Source organism: Pelomonas margarita, assembly GCF_043555875.1.
In the GTDB taxonomy this organism is placed as follows: domain Bacteria; phylum Pseudomonadota; class Gammaproteobacteria; order Burkholderiales; family Burkholderiaceae_C; genus Pelomonas; species Pelomonas margarita.
Genome location: NZ_JBIGHW010000025.1, coordinates 1 through 17,182, shown reverse-complemented (window position 1 = coordinate 17,182; position 17,182 = coordinate 1). Strand labels below are relative to the sequence as shown.

Annotated in this window: 32 protein-coding genes; all 32 read left to right on the top strand. The window is 62.2% G+C overall.

Annotation, left to right across the window (positions count from 1 at the left end):
- A partial coding sequence (locus tag ACG0Z3_RS22610; protein ID WP_394402159.1) for an elongation factor Tu occupies positions 1-848 on the top strand: 848 nt, incomplete at its 5' end.
- Between the two features lie 65 nt (positions 849-913).
- Positions 914-1,225, top strand: coding sequence for a 30S ribosomal protein S10 (gene rpsJ / locus ACG0Z3_RS22605; RefSeq protein WP_132576760.1), 312 nt, complete (start codon positions 914-916; stop codon positions 1,223-1,225).
- Positions 1,226-1,514: 289 nt separating this feature from the next.
- The gene (gene rplC, locus ACG0Z3_RS22600) at positions 1,515-2,186 is read left to right on the top strand and encodes a 50S ribosomal protein L3 (RefSeq protein ID WP_394402155.1); all 672 of its coding nucleotides are present in this window, start codon (positions 1,515-1,517) and stop codon (positions 2,184-2,186) included.
- Positions 2,186-2,806: a 50S ribosomal protein L4 gene (gene rplD, locus ACG0Z3_RS22595; protein WP_394402153.1), complete on the top strand. Its 621-nt coding sequence runs from the start codon at positions 2,186-2,188 to the stop codon at positions 2,804-2,806. The genes rplC and rplD overlap by 1 nt, the downstream gene beginning before the upstream one ends.
- Positions 2,803-3,117: a 50S ribosomal protein L23 gene (rplW, locus tag ACG0Z3_RS22590; protein WP_394402150.1), complete on the top strand. Its 315-nt coding sequence runs from the start codon at positions 2,803-2,805 to the stop codon at positions 3,115-3,117. The genes rplD and rplW overlap by 4 nt, the downstream gene beginning before the upstream one ends.
- Complete coding sequence (gene rplB, locus ACG0Z3_RS22585) at positions 3,118-3,942, top strand: 50S ribosomal protein L2 (RefSeq protein ID WP_394402147.1); 825 nt, start codon at positions 3,118-3,120, stop codon at positions 3,940-3,942.
- 10 nt (positions 3,943-3,952) lie between these two features.
- The gene (rpsS, locus tag ACG0Z3_RS22580; RefSeq protein WP_119046637.1) at positions 3,953-4,231 is read left to right on the top strand and encodes a 30S ribosomal protein S19; all 279 of its coding nucleotides are present in this window, start codon (positions 3,953-3,955) and stop codon (positions 4,229-4,231) included.
- A gap of 11 nt (positions 4,232-4,242) precedes the next feature.
- A complete protein-coding gene (gene rplV / locus ACG0Z3_RS22575; RefSeq protein ID WP_233374577.1) occupies positions 4,243-4,572 on the top strand; it encodes a 50S ribosomal protein L22 in 330 nt (109 codons plus the stop codon).
- Positions 4,573-4,586: 14 nt separating this feature from the next.
- Complete coding sequence (gene rpsC / locus ACG0Z3_RS22570) at positions 4,587-5,447, top strand: 30S ribosomal protein S3 (RefSeq protein ID WP_394402144.1); 861 nt, start codon at positions 4,587-4,589, stop codon at positions 5,445-5,447.
- Positions 5,448-5,449: 2 nt separating this feature from the next.
- The gene (gene rplP / locus ACG0Z3_RS22565) at positions 5,450-5,866 is read left to right on the top strand and encodes a 50S ribosomal protein L16 (RefSeq protein WP_268169250.1); all 417 of its coding nucleotides are present in this window, start codon (positions 5,450-5,452) and stop codon (positions 5,864-5,866) included.
- 10 nt (positions 5,867-5,876) lie between these two features.
- A complete protein-coding gene (rpmC, locus tag ACG0Z3_RS22560; protein WP_394402141.1) occupies positions 5,877-6,080 on the top strand; it encodes a 50S ribosomal protein L29 in 204 nt (67 codons plus the stop codon).
- Positions 6,077-6,346, top strand: coding sequence for a 30S ribosomal protein S17 (rpsQ, locus tag ACG0Z3_RS22555; protein ID WP_268169249.1), 270 nt, complete (start codon positions 6,077-6,079; stop codon positions 6,344-6,346). The genes rpmC and rpsQ overlap by 4 nt, the downstream gene beginning before the upstream one ends.
- A gap of 84 nt (positions 6,347-6,430) precedes the next feature.
- Positions 6,431-6,940, top strand: a complete 510-nt coding sequence (locus ACG0Z3_RS22550; RefSeq protein ID WP_394402139.1) for a peroxiredoxin — start codon at positions 6,431-6,433, stop codon at positions 6,938-6,940.
- A gap of 254 nt (positions 6,941-7,194) precedes the next feature.
- A complete protein-coding gene (rplN, locus tag ACG0Z3_RS22545; RefSeq protein WP_056194233.1) occupies positions 7,195-7,563 on the top strand; it encodes a 50S ribosomal protein L14 in 369 nt (122 codons plus the stop codon).
- A 23-nt stretch (positions 7,564-7,586) separates the two neighbouring features.
- The gene (gene rplX, locus ACG0Z3_RS22540; RefSeq protein WP_268169247.1) at positions 7,587-7,901 is read left to right on the top strand and encodes a 50S ribosomal protein L24; all 315 of its coding nucleotides are present in this window, start codon (positions 7,587-7,589) and stop codon (positions 7,899-7,901) included.
- A 10-nt stretch (positions 7,902-7,911) separates the two neighbouring features.
- Positions 7,912-8,451 (top strand): 50S ribosomal protein L5, encoded by a 540-nt coding sequence (gene rplE, locus ACG0Z3_RS22535; protein ID WP_394402136.1) that lies wholly within the window; start codon positions 7,912-7,914, stop codon positions 8,449-8,451.
- Positions 8,452-8,459: 8 nt separating this feature from the next.
- A complete protein-coding gene (rpsN, locus tag ACG0Z3_RS22530) occupies positions 8,460-8,765 on the top strand; it encodes a 30S ribosomal protein S14 (RefSeq protein WP_394402134.1) in 306 nt (101 codons plus the stop codon).
- 23 nt (positions 8,766-8,788) lie between these two features.
- On the top strand, positions 8,789-9,184 hold the full coding sequence (gene rpsH / locus ACG0Z3_RS22525) for a 30S ribosomal protein S8 (RefSeq protein ID WP_119046642.1): 396 nt from the start codon (positions 8,789-8,791) through the stop codon (positions 9,182-9,184).
- Between the two features lie 18 nt (positions 9,185-9,202).
- On the top strand, positions 9,203-9,736 hold the full coding sequence (gene rplF / locus ACG0Z3_RS22520) for a 50S ribosomal protein L6 (protein ID WP_394402132.1): 534 nt from the start codon (positions 9,203-9,205) through the stop codon (positions 9,734-9,736).
- A gap of 11 nt (positions 9,737-9,747) precedes the next feature.
- The gene (gene rplR, locus ACG0Z3_RS22515; RefSeq protein ID WP_394402130.1) at positions 9,748-10,104 is read left to right on the top strand and encodes a 50S ribosomal protein L18; all 357 of its coding nucleotides are present in this window, start codon (positions 9,748-9,750) and stop codon (positions 10,102-10,104) included.
- Between the two features lie 18 nt (positions 10,105-10,122).
- Complete coding sequence (gene rpsE, locus ACG0Z3_RS22510; RefSeq protein ID WP_268169241.1) at positions 10,123-10,644, top strand: 30S ribosomal protein S5; 522 nt, start codon at positions 10,123-10,125, stop codon at positions 10,642-10,644.
- A 20-nt stretch (positions 10,645-10,664) separates the two neighbouring features.
- Positions 10,665-10,847, top strand: a complete 183-nt coding sequence (gene rpmD, locus ACG0Z3_RS22505; protein WP_119046645.1) for a 50S ribosomal protein L30 — start codon at positions 10,665-10,667, stop codon at positions 10,845-10,847.
- Between the two features lie 26 nt (positions 10,848-10,873).
- Positions 10,874-11,305, top strand: coding sequence for a 50S ribosomal protein L15 (rplO, locus tag ACG0Z3_RS22500; protein WP_394402126.1), 432 nt, complete (start codon positions 10,874-10,876; stop codon positions 11,303-11,305).
- A 23-nt stretch (positions 11,306-11,328) separates the two neighbouring features.
- On the top strand, positions 11,329-12,639 hold the full coding sequence (secY, locus tag ACG0Z3_RS22495; protein ID WP_268169239.1) for a preprotein translocase subunit SecY: 1,311 nt from the start codon (positions 11,329-11,331) through the stop codon (positions 12,637-12,639).
- A gap of 56 nt (positions 12,640-12,695) precedes the next feature.
- Positions 12,696-12,914 (top strand): translation initiation factor IF-1, encoded by a 219-nt coding sequence (infA, locus tag ACG0Z3_RS22490; RefSeq protein ID WP_394402123.1) that lies wholly within the window; start codon positions 12,696-12,698, stop codon positions 12,912-12,914.
- Positions 12,915-12,975: 61 nt separating this feature from the next.
- Positions 12,976-13,089, top strand: a complete 114-nt coding sequence (rpmJ, locus tag ACG0Z3_RS22485; protein ID WP_056194202.1) for a 50S ribosomal protein L36 — start codon at positions 12,976-12,978, stop codon at positions 13,087-13,089.
- Between the two features lie 30 nt (positions 13,090-13,119).
- Positions 13,120-13,485 (top strand): 30S ribosomal protein S13, encoded by a 366-nt coding sequence (gene rpsM, locus ACG0Z3_RS22480; protein WP_268154334.1) that lies wholly within the window; start codon positions 13,120-13,122, stop codon positions 13,483-13,485.
- A 26-nt stretch (positions 13,486-13,511) separates the two neighbouring features.
- Positions 13,512-13,916 carry a 30S ribosomal protein S11 gene (gene rpsK / locus ACG0Z3_RS22475; protein WP_056194196.1) on the top strand — a complete coding sequence of 135 codons (405 nt, stop codon included), beginning with the start codon at positions 13,512-13,514 and terminating at the stop codon, positions 13,914-13,916.
- Positions 13,917-14,133: 217 nt separating this feature from the next.
- The gene (gene rpsD, locus ACG0Z3_RS22470) at positions 14,134-14,757 is read left to right on the top strand and encodes a 30S ribosomal protein S4 (protein ID WP_394402120.1); all 624 of its coding nucleotides are present in this window, start codon (positions 14,134-14,136) and stop codon (positions 14,755-14,757) included.
- 139 nt (positions 14,758-14,896) lie between these two features.
- Positions 14,897-15,886 (top strand): DNA-directed RNA polymerase subunit alpha, encoded by a 990-nt coding sequence (locus ACG0Z3_RS22465; RefSeq protein ID WP_268169236.1) that lies wholly within the window; start codon positions 14,897-14,899, stop codon positions 15,884-15,886.
- Between the two features lie 95 nt (positions 15,887-15,981).
- A complete protein-coding gene (gene rplQ / locus ACG0Z3_RS22460) occupies positions 15,982-16,371 on the top strand; it encodes a 50S ribosomal protein L17 (RefSeq protein WP_394402117.1) in 390 nt (129 codons plus the stop codon).
- Between the two features lie 226 nt (positions 16,372-16,597).
- Positions 16,598-17,086: an IS66-like element accessory protein TnpA gene (gene tnpA / locus ACG0Z3_RS22455; RefSeq protein ID WP_394402115.1), complete on the top strand. Its 489-nt coding sequence runs from the start codon at positions 16,598-16,600 to the stop codon at positions 17,084-17,086.
- Positions 17,087-17,182 lie beyond the last annotated feature (96 nt).

Genomic DNA, 17,182 nt, shown 5'->3' with positions numbered 1-17,182 from the left:
AGACCCGCGAGCACATCCTGCTGGCTCGCCAGGTCGGCGTGAAGTACATCATCGTCTTCCTGAACAAGTGCGACATGGTCGACGACGCCGAGCTGCTCGAGCTGGTCGAAATGGAAGTGCGCGAGCTCCTGTCCAAGTACGACTTCCCCGGCGACGACACCCCGATCGTCAAGGGTTCGGCCAAGCTGGCCCTGGAAGGCGACGCTGGCGATCTGGGCGAACAAGCCATCATGCGCCTGGCCGAAGCTCTGGACACCTACATCCCCCAGCCGGACCGTGCCGTTGACGGCGCTTTCCTGCTGCCGGTTGAAGACGTGTTCTCGATCTCGGGTCGTGGCACCGTGGTGACCGGTCGCGTCGAGCGCGGCATCATCAAGGTCGGCGAAGAAATCGAAATCGTCGGTATCCGCGAAGTTCAGAAGACCACGGTCACGGGCGTCGAAATGTTCCGCAAGCTGCTGGACCAAGGTCAAGCGGGCGACAACGTCGGCATCCTGCTGCGCGGCACCAAGCGTGAAGACGTCGAGCGCGGCCAGGTTCTGGCCAAGCCCGGCACGATCAAGCCGCACACCCACTTCACGGCAGAAATCTACGTTCTGTCCAAGGAAGAGGGCGGCCGCCACACCCCGTTCTTCAACAACTACCGTCCCCAGTTCTACTTCCGCACGACGGACGTGACCGGTGCCGTGGAGCTGCCGAAGGACAAGGAAATGGTCATGCCTGGCGACAACGTCGGCATCACCGTGAAGCTGATCGCGCCGATCGCGATGGAAACCGGCCTGCGTTTCGCCATCCGTGAAGGCGGCCGCACCGTCGGTTCGGGCGTCGTCGCCACGATCCTCGAGTAATCAATGCGTGACCGTGCGCCGGGCGGCTGCCGTCCGGCGTTCACATCGCTCTTTAAGGACCAGTCATGCAAAAGCAAAAGATCCGCATCCGCCTGAAGGCGTTTGATTACAAGCTGATCGACCAATCGGCCCTCGAGATCGTCGAGACCGCCAAGCGCACCGGCGCCATCGTCAAGGGCCCCGTGCCCCTGCCGACCCGCCTGGAGCGTTTCGACATCCTGCGCTCGCCGCACGTCAACAAGACCAGCCGCGACCAGTTCGAGATCCGCACGCACCAGCGTCTGATGGATATCGTCGACCCGACCGACAAGACGGTTGATGCCCTGATGAAGCTCGACCTGCCTGCTGGCGTCGACGTCGAAATCAAGCTGCAGTAATTCGCGAGGCCTTCGGGCTGCGATCCCAAGGCCCTGGCCCTGTCTCGACAGGCCGGGGCCTTGTCTTTTGAACTGAATAACGCCCAATGCTTGCATCAGGGCTGCCTCGCGGGCTATACTCGCCAGCTTTTCCGGGTTGGCTTATGCCTGTTCGGATGTTCGCGCAGTGTTTCGAGCGATTCTTCGCGAGAGGCGCTGCACAGGTCAGCCCGGCCAATCGATGTCGGGTGTTCGCAATAGCTTCGAAGGGCTGAGCGCAAGTTCGGGTCAACGGGGCTGGAGAAAAAACATGAGTCTGAGCAACCGTCTCGGTTTGCTGGGCCGCAAGGTGGGCATGATGCGCATCTTCACGGACGATGGCGATGCCATCCCCGTGACGGTGCTGGATGTGTCCAACAACCGCGTGACCCAGGTCAAGACCCAAGAGACCGACGGCTACAGCGCCATCCAGGTGGCGTTCGGTACGCGCAAAGCATCGCGCGTCACCAAGCCTGAAGCCGGTCACCTCGCCAAGGCGGGCGTCGAAGCTGGTGAAGTCCTCAAGGAATTCCGCGTCGACGCCGACGTTGCCGCCCAGTACAAGGCTGGCGCCGCCGTCCCCGTGACGCTGTTCGCCACGGGCCAGCTGGTCGACGTGCAAGGCACGTCCATCGGCAAGGGCTTCGCGGGCACCATCAAGCGCCACAACTTCAGCTCGCAGCGCGCGTCGCACGGCAACAGCCGTTCGCACAACGTGCCGGGCTCGATCTCGATGGCGCAGGATCCGGGCCGCGTGTTCCCGGGCAAGAAGATGACCGGCCACATGGGCGACGAAACCGTCACCACCCAGAACCTGGACATCGTGCGCGTTGACGAAGCTCGTCAACTGCTGCTGGTCCGCGGTGCGGTCCCGGGTTCCAAGAACGGCCACGTCGTCGTTCGCCCGGCCGTCAAGGTCAAGATCAAGAAGGGAGCCAACTGATGCAGCTCGAGCTCCTGAACGAGCAGGGTCAGGCCACGTCCAAGGTTGACGCGCCCGACACCATCTTCGCTCGCGACTACAACGAAGCTCTGGTGCACCAGGTGGTCGTGGCCTTCCAGGCCAACGCCCGTCAAGGCACCCGCGCCCAGAAGGACCGTGAACAGGTCCATCACTCGACCAAGAAGCCTTTCCGCCAGAAGGGCACCGGCCGCGCTCGCGCCGGTATGACGTCGTCGCCCCTGTGGCGTGGCGGCGGTCGCATCTTCCCGAACATGCCTGACGAGAATTTCTCGCACAAGCTGAACAAGAAGATGTACCGCGCCGGCATGGCTGCGATCCTGTCGCAGCTGGCCCGTGAAGGCCGCCTGGCTGTGGTGGACTCGATCTCGATCGAAGCCCCCAAGACCAAGCTGCTGGCCGCTAAGTTCAAGGCCATGGGTCTGGACTCGGTGATGGTCATCGCCGACACCGTGGACGACAACCTGCTGCTGGCCTCGCGCAACCTGGCCAACGTGCTGGTCGTGGAGCCGCGCTACGCCGACCCCCTGTCGCTGGTCTTCTACAAGAAGGTGCTGGTGACCAAGGCTGCGGTCGAGCAACTCAAGGAGATGCTGGCATGAGCGTCACCAAGTATTCCGAAGGCCGTCTGGCCTCCGTGCTGCTCGCGCCCATCGTGTCCGAGAAGGCCACGCAAGTTGCCGAGAAGCACAACCAGGTCCTGTTCAAGGTCCTGCGCGACGCCACCAAGCCGGAGATCAAGGCCGCTGTTGAACTGATGTTCAAGGTCGAGGTCGAGTCGGTCAACGTCGTCCAGGTCAAGGGCAAGGCCAAGCGCTTCGGTGGCCGTGCTGGCCGCCGTGACCACGTCAAGAAGGCCTACGTGGCCCTCAAGGCCGGTCAAGAGCTCAATTTCTCCGGGGAGGCCGCGTAAATGGCCATCGTCAAAGTCAAGCCGACTTCGCCCGGCCGCCGTGGCGTCGTCAAGGTGGTGCATAAGCACCTCCACAAGGGCGCTCCCGAAGCTTCGCTGCTGGAACCCCAGAAGCAGAAGTCTGGCCGTAACAACAACGGTCACATCACGATGCGCCACAAGGGCGGTGGTCACAAGCACCACTACCGTGTTGTGGACTTCAAGCGCAACAAGGACGGCATCCCCGCGAAGGTCGAGACCATCGAGTACGACCCGAACCGCACGGCCCACATCGCGCTGGTGTGCTACGCCGACGGCGAGCGCCGCTACGTGATCGCACCGCGCGGTCTGGAAGTGGGCGCAACCATCCTGAGCGGCTCGGAAGCGCCGATCAAGGCTGGCAACACGCTGCCGATCCGCAACATCCCGGTGGGTTCGACCATCCACTGCATCGAGTTGCAGCCTGGCAAGGGTGCCCAGATGATCCGTTCGGCCGGCACCTCCGCCGTCCTGATGGCTCGTGAAGGCGTCTACGCCCAGATCCGCCTGCGCTCCGGCGAAGTTCGCCGCGTGCACATCGACTGCCGCGCCACCATCGGTGAAGTGAGCAACGAAGAGCACAGCCTGCGCCAGTACGGCAAGGCCGGCGCGATCCGCTGGAAGGGTATCCGTCCGACCGTTCGCGGTGTGGCGATGAACCCGGTGGATCACCCGCACGGTGGTGGCGAAGGCCGCACCGGCGAGGGCCAGGTCCCTGTGTCGCCGTGGAACACCCTGACGAAGGGCTACCGCACTCGCAACAACAAGCGCACGCAGACGTTCATCGTCTCGCGTCGCAAGAAGTAAGGGCTAGGCCATGACTCGTTCGCTGAAGAAGGGCCCCTTTGTTGACCACCACCTGCAGGCCAAGGTCGACAAGGCAGTTGCAATCAAAGACAAGAAGCCCATCAAGACCTGGTCGCGTCGCTCGACGATCCTGCCCGAGTTCATCGGTCTGACGATCGCTGTGCACAACGGCAAGCAGCACGTGCCGGTCTATGTGTCTGACCAGATGGTCGGCCACAAGTTGGGTGAATTCGCACTGACCCGCACCTTCAAGGGCCATCCGGCCGACAAGAAGGCCGGGAAGAAGTAAGGATGTCGACGATGGAAACCAAAGCAATCGTTCGCGGCGTTCGCCTCTCGTGTGACAAGGGTCGCCTCGTGGCTGATCTGATCCGCGGCAAGAAGGTGGACCAAGCGCTGAACATCCTGGAATTCACCCAGAAGAAGGCCGCTGTCATCATCAAGAAGGCGCTGGAAAGTGCCATCGCCAACGCCGAGCACAACGATGGCGCTGACATTGATGAGCTCAAGGTCACCTCGATCTACGTCGAACAGGGTGCCACGCTGAAGCGTTTCTCGGCTCGTGCCAAGGGCCGCGGCAACCGCATCAGCAAGCCCACCTGCCACATCTTCGTGGCTGTCGGCAACTAAGGCGCAAGAAGACTATGGGACAGAAAATCCATCCGGTTGGCTTCCGCCTTCCTGTGACCCGTAACTGGGCTTCGCGCTGGTACGCCAACAACCAGAACTTCGCCACGATGCTGGCTGAAGACCTGAAGGTTCGCGACTACCTGAAGCTGAAGCTCAAGAATGCCGCCGTCTCGCGCATCCTGATCGAGCGCCCCGCCAAGAACGCCCGCATCACGATCTTCTCGGCTCGTCCGGGCGTCGTGATTGGCAAGAAGGGCGAAGACATCGAGGCGCTGAAGGCCGAGCTGACCAAGCGTCTGGGCGTGCCCGTCGCCGTCAACATCGAGGAAGTGCGCAAGCCTGAAGTCGATGCACAGCTGATCGCCGACTCGATCACGCAGCAGCTCGAAAAGCGCATCATGTTCCGCCGCGCCATGAAGCGCGCGATGCAGAACGCCATGCGTCTGGGTGCCCAGGGCATCAAGATCATGAGCGCTGGTCGTCTGAACGGCATCGAAATCGCTCGCACCGAGTGGTATCGCGAGGGTCGTGTGCCCCTGCACACCCTGAAGGCCGACATCGACTACGGCTTCTCCGAAGCCAAGACCACCTACGGCGTCATCGGCGTCAAGGTCTGGGTCTACCGCGGTGACCGCCTGGCCAATGGCGAGGCTCCGGTCATCAACACCCCCGCAGGCGCCGAAGACGATCGTCGCCCGCGCCGTAACGCCCGCCCGGGCGCTCCTGGCGGCCGTGGCCGTCCGGGTGGCGATCGTGGCCCGCGTGACGGAGCAGATCAGCCCGCTGCCGCCGCCCCCACGGGTGACGCAGCCAAGCCCTCGGCTAAGCGCGTGGTCCGCAAGGTCCCCGCCGCCGGTGAGGCCAAAGGAGAATAAGCATGCTGCAACCTAATCGTCGCAAGTACCGCAAGGAGCAGAAGGGCCGCAACACTGGTGTTGCGACTCGCGGCGCCGCGGTGTCTTTCGGTGACTTCGGCCTGAAGGCCACGGAACGCGGCCGCCTGACGGCCCGTCAGATCGAAGCGGCTCGCCGCGCGATCTCGCGTCACATCAAGCGTGGCGGCCGGATCTTCATCCGCATCTTCCCGGACAAGCCCATCTCGCAAAAGCCTGCCGAAGTCCGTATGGGTAACGGTAAGGGCAACCCGGAGTACTACGTGGCTGAGATCCAGCCCGGCAAGGTGCTCTACGAGATCAACGGCGTGCCGGAAACGCTGGCTCGCGAGGCGTTCACGCTGGCTGCTGCCAAGCTGCCGCTGCGTTGCACCTTCGTGGCCCGCCAGGTCGGTACCTGAGGAAGACACCATGACGAAAGCAACTGAACTCCGCGCCAAGGACGTCGCTGCCCTCGAGAAGGAAGTGACCGACTTGCTGAAGGCCCACTTCGGCCTGCGCATGCAAAAGGCCACCCAGCAGCTGACCAATCACAGCACGCTGGGCAAGACCCGTCGCGACATCGCTCGTGCCAAGACCATCCTGGCGCAGAAGAAGAAGGAGGCCACGAAATGACTGAGGCCCAAGTGAAGAACGTGCGCACCCTGGTCGGGCGCGTCGTCAGCGATGCCCGCGACAAGACCGTGACCGTGCTCGTCGAGCGCCGTGCCAAGCACGAGCTCTACGGCAAGATCGTGGCCCGCTCGCGCAAGTACCACGCGCACGACGAGACCAACGAGTACAAGATCGGCGACGTCGTCGAGATCAGCGAAACCCGCCCGGTCTCCAAGACCAAGGCCTGGGCGGTGACTCGCCTGGTCGAAAAGGCGCAGATCGTCTAAGACTGTCGGTCGCATGACCGCCAAAGCCGGCACGCTGGGGAACTGGTGCGCCGGCTTTTCTATTTCCAGTTCACGGAGGAACGCATGATCAAAGTAGGCGACAAGCTGCCGGCCGGCAGCCTGCAGGAATTCATCGAGGTCGAGGGCGAGGGCTGCAGCCTGGGTCCCAACAGCTTTGACCTCGAGAAGGCGACAGCGGGCAAGACCGTGGCCATCTTCGCGCTGCCGGGGGCCTTCACGCCGACCTGCTCGGCCCAGCATGTGCCCGGCTATGTGGCCAAGGCTGACGAACTGAAGGCCGCTGGTGTCGACGAGATCTGGTGCGTATCGGTCAACGACGCCTTCGTCATGGGCGCCTGGGGGCGCGATCAGAAGACGGCCGACAAGGTCCGCATGATGGCGGACGGCAGCGCCGCATTCACGCAAGCCGTGGGCTTGGTGTTCGACCTTACGGCCAAGGGCTTCGGCGTGCGTTCGCAGCGTTACTCCATGCTGGTCAAGGACGGCGTGGTCAAGAGCTTGAACGTCGAGGCGCCCGGCAAGTTCGAGGTCAGTGACGCTGCAACGCTGCTGGCGCAGGCCAAGGCCTTCTGATCTGCGTGGCGGGAGGGCGCCTGTGCGACCCTCTCGCAACTTTCTGCGCACAAGGCATTGACGGCTCGGGGTTTGTCACTGCATAATGCGCAGCTTCGCCGAAAGCTACGCACATGACTCCATGTGCTGCGGCCTCGGAATCCGCCCACAACCGTCGGGCAGCCAAAGGTGCAACGCCTGCCGCTGACTGACTTACGGGCCCAAGACTGACCGACTCGCGCTTAGGCGTGTTTCGGGACAAGTTGGGGACAGACATGATCCAAATGCAATCGCGGCTTGATGTCGCGGACAACACTGGCGCAAAGTCCGTTCAGTGCATCAAGGTGCTGGGCGGCTCCAAGCGCCGCTATGCGCACATCGGCGACATCATCAAGGTCAGCATCAAGGAAGCTGCCCCGCGTGGTCGCGTGAAGAAGGGCGAGGTCTACAGCGCCGTGGTGGTTCGTACCGCCAAGGGCGTGCGCCGCCAGGACGGCTCGCTCGTCAAGTTCGACGGCAATGCCGCCGTGCTGCTCAATGCCAAGCTGGAGCCCATCGGCACCCGGATCTTCGGCCCCGTGACGCGTGAACTGCGTACCGAGCGCTTCATGAAGATCGTGTCGCTGGCGCCCGAGGTGCTTTGAGCCCCCACTGTCTGAGGTAAGCCATGAACAAGATCCGTACCGGCGACCAGGTCATCGTGTTGACCGGCCGCGACAAGGGCAAGCGCGGCACCGTGACCGCGCGCGCTGACGAAGACCATGTGGTCGTCGAAGGTGTCAATGTCGTCAAGAAGCACGTCAAGCCCAACCCCATGAAGGGCACCACCGGTGGCGTCGTCGACAAGACCATGCCCATCCATCAATCCAACGTGGCGATCTTCAACGCCGCCTCCGGCAAGGCCGATCGTGTGGGCGTCAAGCTCGTCGACGGCAAGCGGGTGCGCGTCTTCAAGTCGACCGGCGAAGAGATCAAGGCATAAGAGGTCCGACATGGCTCGTCTGCAAACGCATTACCGCGAAAAAATCGTGCCCGGCCTGACTGAGAAGTTTGGCTACAAGTCGGTCATGGAAGTGCCGCGCATCACCAAGATCACGCTCAACATGGGTGTGAGCGAGGCGGTCGCTGACAAGAAGGTCATGGACCACGCTGTGAGCGACCTGACCAAGATCGCTGGCCAGAAGCCCGTGGTCACGAAGTCGAAGAAGGCAATTGCCGGCTTCAAGATCCGTGACAACGTGCCCATCGGTGCGATGGTCACGCTGCGCGGTGTCCAGATGTATGAATTTCTGGACCGCTTCGTGACGATCGCGCTGCCGCGCGTTCGCGACTTCCGTGGTATCTCCGGCCGCTCGTTCGACGGTCGTGGCAACTACAACATCGGCGTCAAAGAACAGATCATCTTCCCCGAAATCGAGTACGACAAGGTGGATGCTCTGCGTGGTCTGAACATCAGCATCACGACGACTGCCAAGACGGACGACGAAGCCAAGGCTCTGCTGGCTGCGTTCAAGTTTCCGTTCAAGAACTGAGGTGACCCGTGGCAAAACTCTCGATCAAACAACGTGAGCTGAAGCGCGAAGCGCTGGTCGCCAAGTTCGCCAAGAAGTACGCGGATCTGAAGGCCATCATCGACGACAGCAAGAAGTCCGAGGAAGAGCGTTATGTTGCTCGCCTCGAGCTGCAAAAGCTGCCCCGCAACGCCTACCCCACTCGCCTGCGCAACCGCTGCGAGCTGACCGGTCGCCCGCGCGGCACCTTCCGCAAGTTCGGCCTGGCCCGTAACAAGATCCGTGAACTGGCCTTCAAGGGCGACATCCCTGGTGTCGTCAAGGCCAGCTGGTAATCGGCTGATAGGAGATATCGCAAATGAGCATGAGTGATCCCATCGCCGATATGCTGACCCGCATCCGCAACGCGCAGATCGTCGAAAAGACGAACGTTGTGATGCCGTCGTCCAAGCTGAAGGTGGCGATTGCCAAGGTCCTGAAGGACGAAGGCTACATCGACGACTTCGCCGTGCGTGGCGAAGCCGCCCGCCCGGAGCTGGAAATCTCGCTGAAGTACTACGCTGGCCGTCCGGTCATCGAGCGCATCGAGCGTGTCAGCCGCCCCGGTCTGCGCATCTACAAGGGCCGCCACGACATTCCTCAGGTTATGAATGGCCTGGGTGTGGCGATTGTGACGACCCCGCAAGGCGTCATGACGGACCGCAAGGCCCGCGCTGCCGGTATCGGCGGCGAGGTCCTCTGCTACGTCGCCTAAGCGAAGGAGTAGGAAACAATGTCCCGCGTAGGAAAAATGCCGGTCAACGTCCCGCAAGGTGTGGACGTGACCATCGGCGCTGAAGCCATCAGCGTCAAGGGCTCTCTCGGCACGCTGGTGCGTCCGGTGAACAGCCTGGTCAACATCAAGAACGAAGCCGGCAAGCTGAGCTTTGTGCCCGCCAACGAGTCGACGGAAGCCGACGCGATGAGCGGCACGATGCGCGCGCTGGTGGCCAACATGGTCAACGGCGTCAGCAAGGGCTTCGAGAAGAAGCTGAACCTGGTCGGCGTGGGCTTCCGTGCCCAAGCTCAAGGCCAGAAGCTGAACCTGCAGATCGGTTTCTCTCACCCCGTGGTGAAGGACATGCCGGCCGGTATCAAGGTCGAGTGCCCCACCCAGACGGAAATCGTCATCAAGGGTGCTGACCGCCAGGTCGTCGGCCAGATCGCCGCTGAGGTGCGCGCCTTCCGTCCGCCTGAGCCCTACAAGGGCAAGGGCATCCGTTATTCGGACGAGAAGGTCTCCCTCAAAGAGACCAAGAAGAAGTAAGGAGCCGCGCCATGATGACCAAGAAAGAACAACGCCTGCGTCGTTCGCGCCAGACCCGTGCTCGCATCGCCCTGCAGCGCGTGGCCCGTCTGACGGTGTTCCGCTCCAATCTGCATATCTATGCCCAGGTCCTGTCGGAAGACGGTGGCAAGGTGCTGGCCTCTGCATCGACCGCCGAGAAGTCGGTTCGCGAACAGGTGAGCAACGGCGGCAACGTCGCTGCTGCCACGCTGGTCGGCAAGCTGATCGCCGAGAAGGCCAAGGCTGCTGGCGTCGAGAAGGTTGCTTTCGACCGCTCGGGCTTCGCCTACCACGGTCGCGTCAAGGCGCTGGCCGAAGCAGCCCGCGAAGCCGGCCTGCAGTTCTGACGCATCAAGGAATACGAAATGGCAAAGTTTCAACCCCGTGGCGCTCAGGCTGAAGGCAACGACGACGGCCTGAAGGAAAAGATGATCGCGGTCAACCGCGTGACCAAGGTTGTGAAGGGTGGCCGTACGCTGTCCTTCGCCGCTCTGACCGTGGTCGGTGATGGCGATGGCCGCATCGGCATGGGCAAGGGCAAGGCCAAGGAAGTGCCTGTCGCCGTGCAGAAGGCTATGGAATCGGCCCGCCGCAACATGATCAAGGTTCAGCTGAAGAACGGTACCGTTCATCACAACGTGATCGGCGAGCACGGTGCGTCGCGCGTCATGCTGGCTCCGGCTCCCGTCGGTACTGGCGTCATCGCGGGCGGCCCGATGCGTGCTGTCTTCGAAGTGATGGGCGTGACCGACATCGTGTCCAAGAGCCACGGTTCGACGAACCCCTACAACATGGTCCGCGCTACGCTGGACGCTTTGAAGCGTTCCACCACGGCGTCGGAAGTCGCTGCCAAGCGCGGCAAGACGGTTGAAGAGATCTTCAACTGATCGCCAGAGCGGAGCACAAGATGTCTGACAAGAAAACCGTGACGGTCAAGCTGGTGCGCAGCCCCATCGGCTGCCGCGCCTCGCACCGTGCCACCGTGACCGGCCTGGGTCTGCGCAAGCTGAACAGCCAGAGCACGCTGGAAGACACGCCCGCCGTGCGCGGCATGATCAACAAGATCGCCTATCTGGTGCAGGTGCTGTAAGCGCCCCGCACACTGAGGACAAGACGATGGAACTCAACACGATCAAGCCCGCTGAGGGCGCCAAGCATGCCAAGCGCCGTGTCGGCCGCGGCATCGGCTCCGGCCTGGGCAAGACCGCAGGTCGCGGCCACAAGGGCCAGAAGTCCCGCGCCGGTGGTTACCACAAGGTCGGCTTCGAAGGCGGTCAGATGCCGCTGCAGCGTCGCCTGCCCAAGCGTGGCTTCAAGTCGCTGACGCTGAAGTACAACGCCGAGATCACGCTGACGGACCTGCAAGGTCTGGCTGGCGAAGAGATCGACGTGTCGACGCTGAAGGCTGTAGGCCTGGTGCCGCAGCTGACGAAGTCGGTCAAGGTCATCCTGGCTGGCTCCATCGAGCGCAAGGTCACGCTGAAGGGCGTGAACGCCACGAAGGGCGCCAAGGCGGCCATCGAGGCAGCCGGCGGCTCGGTCGCCTAAGTCAGCACAGGAACTGATCCAGCGTGGCTACCAACGCGAATCAGCTGGCCAAGAGCGGCAAGTTCGGCGACCTGCGTCGCCGGCTTGTGTTCCTGGCGCTGGCCCTGGTTGTCTACCGCATCGGGGCACATATCCCGGTTCCCGGTATCGACCCGGTTCAGCTGCAGCAGTTCTTCAAAGGTCAGGCCGGTGGCATCCTGAGCCTGTTCAACATGTTCTCGGGCGGCGCGTTGTCGCGCTTTACCGTGTTTGCGTTGGGCATCACGCCTTACATCTCCGCTTCCATCGTCATCCAGTTGATGACCTACGTCGTGCCGACGCTGGAGCAGCTGAAGAAGGAAGGCGAAGCTGGACGTCGCAAGATCACGCAGTACACCCGCTACGGTACGCTGGGCCTTGCTCTGTTCCAGAGCCTGTCCATCGCGCTGGCGCTTGAAGGTACGGCTGGTCTGGTGTTGGATCCTGGTTTTGGCTTCCGGCTGACAGCAGTTTCCAGCCTCGTGGCCGGCACGATGTTCCTGATGTGGTTGGGTGAGCAGATCACGGAACGTGGCCTCGGCAACGGTATCTCGATCCTGATCTTTGCCGGTATCGCCGCGGGCTTGCCCAGCGCGATTGGTGGCCTTTTCGAGCTGGTTCGCACCGGGGCGATGGGTTACGGTTCGGCACTGTTCATCGTGGCTCTCGTGGTGGCCGTCACCTTCGTCGTCGTGTTCGTTGAGCGCGGCCAGCGCAAGATTTTGGTGAACTACGCCAAGCGCCAAGTTGGCAATAAGGTTTACGGCGGGCAGTCGTCGCACCTGCCGCTGAAGCTGAACATGTCTGGCGTGATCCCGCCGATCTTCGCGTCGTCCATCATCCTGCTGCCGGCGACGGTGGTGAGCTGGTTTGCCACGGGTGATGGTCTGCGCTGGTTGAAGGATTTGGCTGGTGCGGTGAGTCCGGGTCAGCCGATCTATGTGATGTTGTACGCCGCGGCGATCGTGTTCTTCTGCTTCTTCTACACGGCGCTGGTGTTTAACAGCCGTGAGACTGCAGACAACTTGAAGAAGAGCGGCGCATTCATCCCGGGCATCCGTCCGGGTGACCAGACTGCCAAGCACATCGACAAGATCCTGTCGCGGCTGACGTTAGCTGGTGCGATCTACATCACCGCAGTGTGTTTGTTGCCCGAGTTCTTGACGCTGAAGTACAACGTTCCGTTCTACTTCGGCGGCACCTCGCTGCTGATCATTGTGGTTGTCACGATGGACTTCTGGGCGCAGGTTCAGAGCTACATCATGAGTCAGCAGTACGAATCACTGCTGAAGAAGGCCAGCTTCAAGCCCAGCTGATGGCGGGGCAAGCTGAACATAGGAAAAATTTGATTTAACCCACACGAAGCGTAGGTATGGCGAAAGATGACGTCATTCAGATGCAGGGTGAGATTCTTGAGAACCTCCCCAACGCTACGTTTCGTGTGAAGTTAGAAAACGGGCATTTCGTCCTCGGGCACATCTCCGGCAAGATGCGGATGCACTACATCCGGATCCTGCCTGGTGACAAAGTGACTGTGGAACTGACGCCCTACGATTTGAGTCGTGCTCGCATCGTGTTCCGGGCGAAGTGAGCTGTTTGAACCCCCGGGAACGCGTCAAGAGCGCAAGAAGAGTTAGGCCAAGGAGCAGACCATGAAAGTTTCGGCATCCGTGAAGCAGATGTGCCGCAATTGCAAGATCATCCGCCGCAAGGGTGTGGTGCGCGTGATCTGCACCGACCCGCGTCACAAGCAGCGTCAAGGCTGATTGGCCGCACGACAGAATTAGAGGACCACCATGGCACGTATTGCTGGTATCAACATTCCGCCGCAAAAGCACACTGAGATCGGCCTGACCTCGATCTACGGCATTGGCCGTACGACCGCTCAGAAGATCTGCACGACCTGCGGCATTCCGTTCGACAAGAAGGTCAAAGACCTGACCGACGGCGATCTCGAAAAGATCCGTGACGAGGTCAACAAGCTGACCATCGAAGGTGACCTGCGCCGTGAGCAGTCCATCAACATCAAGCGTTTGATGGACCTGGGCTGCTACCGTGGTTTCCGTCACCGCCGTGGCCTGCCGATGCGTGGCCAGCGCACCCGCACGAATGCCCGCACCCGCAAGGGTCCGCGCAAGTCGGCTGCGACCGGCAAGAAGTAAGCTGCCCGAACTGAAAGAAGGTCAATATGGCAAAGGCTCCCAACAATTCGGCGGCTCAGCGCGTTCGCAAGAAGGTTCGTAAGAACGTTGCTGACGGCATCGCGCACGTCCACGCCTCGTTCAACAACACCATCATCACCATCACCGACCGTCAAGGCGGCGCCCTTTCGTGGGCTTCGTCGGGCGGCCAGGGCTTCAAGGGATCGCGCAAGTCGACGCCTTTCGCAGCCCAGGTGGCGGCGGAAGTGGCTGGCCGTGCTGCGCAAGAGCAGGGCATCAAGAACCTGGACGTCAAGATCAAGGGCCCGGGCCCGGGTCGCGAATCGTCGGTGCGCGCGCTGGCGGCACTCGGCATCCGCATCAACTCGATCTCTGACGTGACCCCGGTGCCGCACAACGGCTGCCGTCCGCAGAAGCGTCGGCGTATCTGATCTGCACGACTTGCAGATTCGGATGACGGTGCGATAATCGCGCGTTTTCCCGGAGCCGGCGGGCACTCAGGTGCCGCGCCGGCTTCAGTTTTGAGTCGATCTCACTCTTGGGGTTGGCTCGTAAGCCCACCGTCCAAGCCCAAAACAACACCGGCTGGACTCGCGTCAGCAAACCTCTTGCACAGGTCTGGCGTCAGATTGAACAAGGACACTCAAAGTGGCACGTTACCTCGGCCCCAAGGCCAAACTCTCCCGCCGCGAAGGCACTGATCTCTACCTGAAGAGCGCCCGCCGCGCCATCAGCGACAAGGCCAAATTCGACAGCAAGCCCGGCCAGCATGGCCGCACGTCCGGTCAGCGCACGTCTGACTTCGGCCTGCAGCTGCGTGAGAAGCAGAAGGTCAAGCGCATGTACGGCGTGCTGGAGCGTCAGTTCCGCCGCTACTTCGCCGAAGCGGAGCGTCGCAAGGGCTCGACCGGCGTGAACCTGCTGCAACTGCTGGAATCGCGCCTGGACAACGTCGTCTACCGCATGGGCTTCGGCTCCACTCGTGCAGAAGCCCGTCAGCTGGTTTCGCACAAGGGCATCGTGGTGAACGGCGAAGTCGTCAACATCGCCTCCTACCTGGTCAAGGCCGGTGACACCGTCGCCGTGCGCGAGAAGGCCAAGAAGCAGCTGCGCGTCACCGAGTCGTTCAAGTTGGCCGATTCCATCGGTCTGCCGGCCTGGGTGGCTGTCGACGGTACCAAGCTGGAAGGCGTGTTCAAGAAGGCACCTGACCGTGACGAGTTCGGCGCCGAGATCAACGAATCGCTGATCGTCGAGTTGTACTCGCGTTAATCGTTTCCCCCGCCGACCACGCCTGCAAGGGCGCGGTCGGCGTTTCCTCGTCCGGGCTTATCCGCCCTTCGAAGGCTCTGCCCGGCTGGTCCTCAGCCTTATCGGTGTAACGAACCGAGGGTATTGAAAGAAAGACCTCATGCAAACCAACTTGCTCAAACCCAAGTCCATCAACGTGGAGCCCCTGGGCGGTCATCGCGCCAAGGTCACGCTGGAGCCGTTCGAACGCGGCTACGGTCACACCCTGGGCAATGCCCTGCGCCGTGTGCTGCTCTCGTCGATGGTGGGTTATGCGCCGACGGAAGTGACGATTGCTGGCGTGCTGCACGAGTACTCGGCCATCGACGGCGTGCAAGAGGACGTGGTTCACATCATGCTGAACCTCAAGGGCGTCGTCTTCCGCCTGCACAACCGTGAAGAAGTGACTCTGGTCCTGCGCAAGGAAGGCGAAGGTCCCGTCACGGCGGCTGACATCCAGACCCCGCACGACGTCGAGATCATCAACCCCGAGCACGTCATCGCCCACCTGTCGCAAGGCGGCAAGCTGGACATGCAGATCAAGGTCGAGAAGGGCCGTGGCTATGTGCCCGGCACGATGCGCCGCTTCGGCGACGAGCCGACCAAGAGCATCGGCCGCATCGTCCTCGACGCTTCGTTCTCGCCGGTCAAGCGCGTCAGCTACGCCGTCGAGAACGCCCGTGTCGAGCAGCGTACCGACCTGGACAAGCTGGTCATGGAGATCGAGACCAACGGCGCCATCTCGCCCGAGGAAGCGATCCGTGCTTCTGCCAAGATCCTGGTTGAGCAACTGGCCGTATTCGCCCAGCTGCAAGGCACCGACCTGGTCGACGCCTTCGACCAGCCGGCCCAGCGCGCTAGCAGCTTCGATCCGATCCTGCTGCGCCCCGTCGACGAGCTTGAGCTGACCGTGCGTTCGGCCAACTGCCTGAAGGCCGAAAACATCTATTACATCGGCGACCTGATCCAGCGCACCGAGACCGAACTGCTGAAGACCCCGAATCTGGGTCGCAAGTCGCTCAACGAGATCAAGGAAGTGCTGGCTTCGCGCGGCCTGACTCTGGGCGCGCGCCTGGAAAACTGGCCGCCGCAAGGTCTGGACAAGCGTTAATTTCTAAGTGGGTGGCGCGCTGACCAACGCCACCCGGTGCACCCGCCAGTACCTGATCCGGCTGGCGGCATTAATGAAGTGAAAGGAAAAGCACCATGCGTCACCGTAACGGCCTCCGCAAACTCAACCGCACCAGCGCCCATCGCGCTGCCATGCTGCGCAACATGTGCGTTTCGCTGCTCGAGCACGAAGCCATCAAGACCACGGTCCCCAAGGCCAAGGAACTGCGTCGCGTCGTCGAGCCGCTGATTACGCTGGCCAAGGAACCCACGCTGGCCAACCGCCGCCTGGCTTTCGACCGCCTGCGCGACCGTGACATCGTCACCAAGCTGTTCAACGTGCTGGGCCCGCGCTTCGCGGCTCGTCCGGGCGGCTACACCCGCATCCTGAAGATGGGTTTCCGCGTCGGCGACAACGCGCCCATGGCTTTCGTTGAGCTGGTGGATCGCGCCGAAGGCGAGGCTGCTGGCGAAGCCGCCGAATAAGCTCAGCGTCCGCAGATCTGGAAAGCCCGGCTCGCGCAATGCCAGTCAGTTAAGCCATCGAGGCACTGACTGCGGATAAAAAGGGAACGTGTTCACCACGTTCCCTTTTTGCTTTGCGCCTGCTTCAAGATTTGTTGTCGCCGACCGGTGAGCGTCCAGTCCGACCATCTTGAGAAGTCGATAGGAGCGTAGGAGTCTCGTACCCACCTCAACTTGGTGGATACGTATGACCTTCCCCGATCAGCCAGCCGGCGCGCGTCGGCGCCGTCGTTTGCACAGCGACGAGTTCAAAGCCGGTGCAGTCGCGACCTGCATGCAGCCCGGCATGTCGATGGCCGCCGTCGCGATGGCCCACGGCGTCAATGCCAACCTGCTGCGTCGCTGGGTGCGCGAGGCCGAGATGAAGACGTCGACCGACGCGCCCAGCAAGAGCTTGCGCAACGTCGAGGCGCCGCCCCTGAAGTCGGTGTTCGTACCGGTGTCACTGCCAGCGCCCGCCGCGCCGAAATCGCTGCCCGACATCCGCATCGAGTTGCAGCGCGGCGCGACGGCCGTCACGGTGACTTGGCCGGCCGGTGCGGCCAGCGAATGCGCGGCCTGGATGCGCGAGCTGCTTCGACGATCCGTATCGACGCCATGTGGCGTGAGCGTCCAGTCATCCCATCTTGAACGACGCCGAAGCACCCGTGACGATGGTGCCCACCAATTCCAATAGGTGGGCACCTATGCATCCCAGATCCCAGAGGCGCGTACACAGCGCCGAGTTCAAGGCGCAAGTTCTGGCCGAGTGCCAAGCGCCTGGCGCTTCGGT

Excerpts from the sequence above, each read along its gene's own strand:
- rplQ (WP_394402117.1), top strand. The coding sequence starts at position 15,982 with ATGCGTCACCGTAACGGCCTCCGCAAACTCAACCGCACCAGCGCCCAT.
- rplE (WP_394402136.1), top strand. The coding sequence starts at position 7,912 with ATGGCTCGTCTGCAAACGCATTACCGCGAAAAAATCGTGCCCGGCCTG.
- rpmC (WP_394402141.1), top strand. The coding sequence starts at position 5,877 with ATGACGAAAGCAACTGAACTCCGCGCCAAGGACGTCGCTGCCCTCGAG.
- ACG0Z3_RS22465 (WP_268169236.1), top strand. The coding sequence starts at position 14,897 with ATGCAAACCAACTTGCTCAAACCCAAGTCCATCAACGTGGAGCCCCTG.
- rpmD (WP_119046645.1), top strand. The coding sequence starts at position 10,665 with ATGTCTGACAAGAAAACCGTGACGGTCAAGCTGGTGCGCAGCCCCATC.
- rpsH (WP_119046642.1), top strand. The coding sequence starts at position 8,789 with ATGAGCATGAGTGATCCCATCGCCGATATGCTGACCCGCATCCGCAAC.
- rplR (WP_394402130.1), top strand. The coding sequence starts at position 9,748 with ATGATGACCAAGAAAGAACAACGCCTGCGTCGTTCGCGCCAGACCCGT.
- rplB (WP_394402147.1), top strand. The coding sequence starts at position 3,118 with ATGGCCATCGTCAAAGTCAAGCCGACTTCGCCCGGCCGCCGTGGCGTC.
- rplV (WP_233374577.1), top strand. The coding sequence starts at position 4,243 with ATGGAAACCAAAGCAATCGTTCGCGGCGTTCGCCTCTCGTGTGACAAG.
- rpsC (WP_394402144.1), top strand. The coding sequence starts at position 4,587 with ATGGGACAGAAAATCCATCCGGTTGGCTTCCGCCTTCCTGTGACCCGT.
- rpsM (WP_268154334.1), top strand. The coding sequence starts at position 13,120 with ATGGCACGTATTGCTGGTATCAACATTCCGCCGCAAAAGCACACTGAG.
- rplP (WP_268169250.1), top strand. The coding sequence starts at position 5,450 with ATGCTGCAACCTAATCGTCGCAAGTACCGCAAGGAGCAGAAGGGCCGC.
- rpsQ (WP_268169249.1), top strand. The coding sequence starts at position 6,077 with ATGACTGAGGCCCAAGTGAAGAACGTGCGCACCCTGGTCGGGCGCGTC.
- rplW (WP_394402150.1), top strand. The coding sequence starts at position 2,803 with ATGAGCGTCACCAAGTATTCCGAAGGCCGTCTGGCCTCCGTGCTGCTC.
- rplX (WP_268169247.1), top strand. The coding sequence starts at position 7,587 with ATGAACAAGATCCGTACCGGCGACCAGGTCATCGTGTTGACCGGCCGC.
- rplC (WP_394402155.1), top strand. The coding sequence starts at position 1,515 with ATGAGTCTGAGCAACCGTCTCGGTTTGCTGGGCCGCAAGGTGGGCATG.
- rpmJ (WP_056194202.1), top strand. The coding sequence starts at position 12,976 with ATGAAAGTTTCGGCATCCGTGAAGCAGATGTGCCGCAATTGCAAGATC.
- rpsK (WP_056194196.1), top strand. The coding sequence starts at position 13,512 with ATGGCAAAGGCTCCCAACAATTCGGCGGCTCAGCGCGTTCGCAAGAAG.
- rplD (WP_394402153.1), top strand. The coding sequence starts at position 2,186 with ATGCAGCTCGAGCTCCTGAACGAGCAGGGTCAGGCCACGTCCAAGGTT.
- rpsE (WP_268169241.1), top strand. The coding sequence starts at position 10,123 with ATGGCAAAGTTTCAACCCCGTGGCGCTCAGGCTGAAGGCAACGACGAC.
- rpsS (WP_119046637.1), top strand. The coding sequence starts at position 3,953 with ATGACTCGTTCGCTGAAGAAGGGCCCCTTTGTTGACCACCACCTGCAG.
- rplO (WP_394402126.1), top strand. The coding sequence starts at position 10,874 with ATGGAACTCAACACGATCAAGCCCGCTGAGGGCGCCAAGCATGCCAAG.
- rplN (WP_056194233.1), top strand. The coding sequence starts at position 7,195 with ATGATCCAAATGCAATCGCGGCTTGATGTCGCGGACAACACTGGCGCA.
- rpsJ (WP_132576760.1), top strand. The coding sequence starts at position 914 with ATGCAAAAGCAAAAGATCCGCATCCGCCTGAAGGCGTTTGATTACAAG.
- infA (WP_394402123.1), top strand. The coding sequence starts at position 12,696 with ATGGCGAAAGATGACGTCATTCAGATGCAGGGTGAGATTCTTGAGAAC.
- tnpA (WP_394402115.1), top strand. The coding sequence starts at position 16,598 with ATGACCTTCCCCGATCAGCCAGCCGGCGCGCGTCGGCGCCGTCGTTTG.
- rplF (WP_394402132.1), top strand. The coding sequence starts at position 9,203 with ATGTCCCGCGTAGGAAAAATGCCGGTCAACGTCCCGCAAGGTGTGGAC.
- ACG0Z3_RS22550 (WP_394402139.1), top strand. The coding sequence starts at position 6,431 with ATGATCAAAGTAGGCGACAAGCTGCCGGCCGGCAGCCTGCAGGAATTC.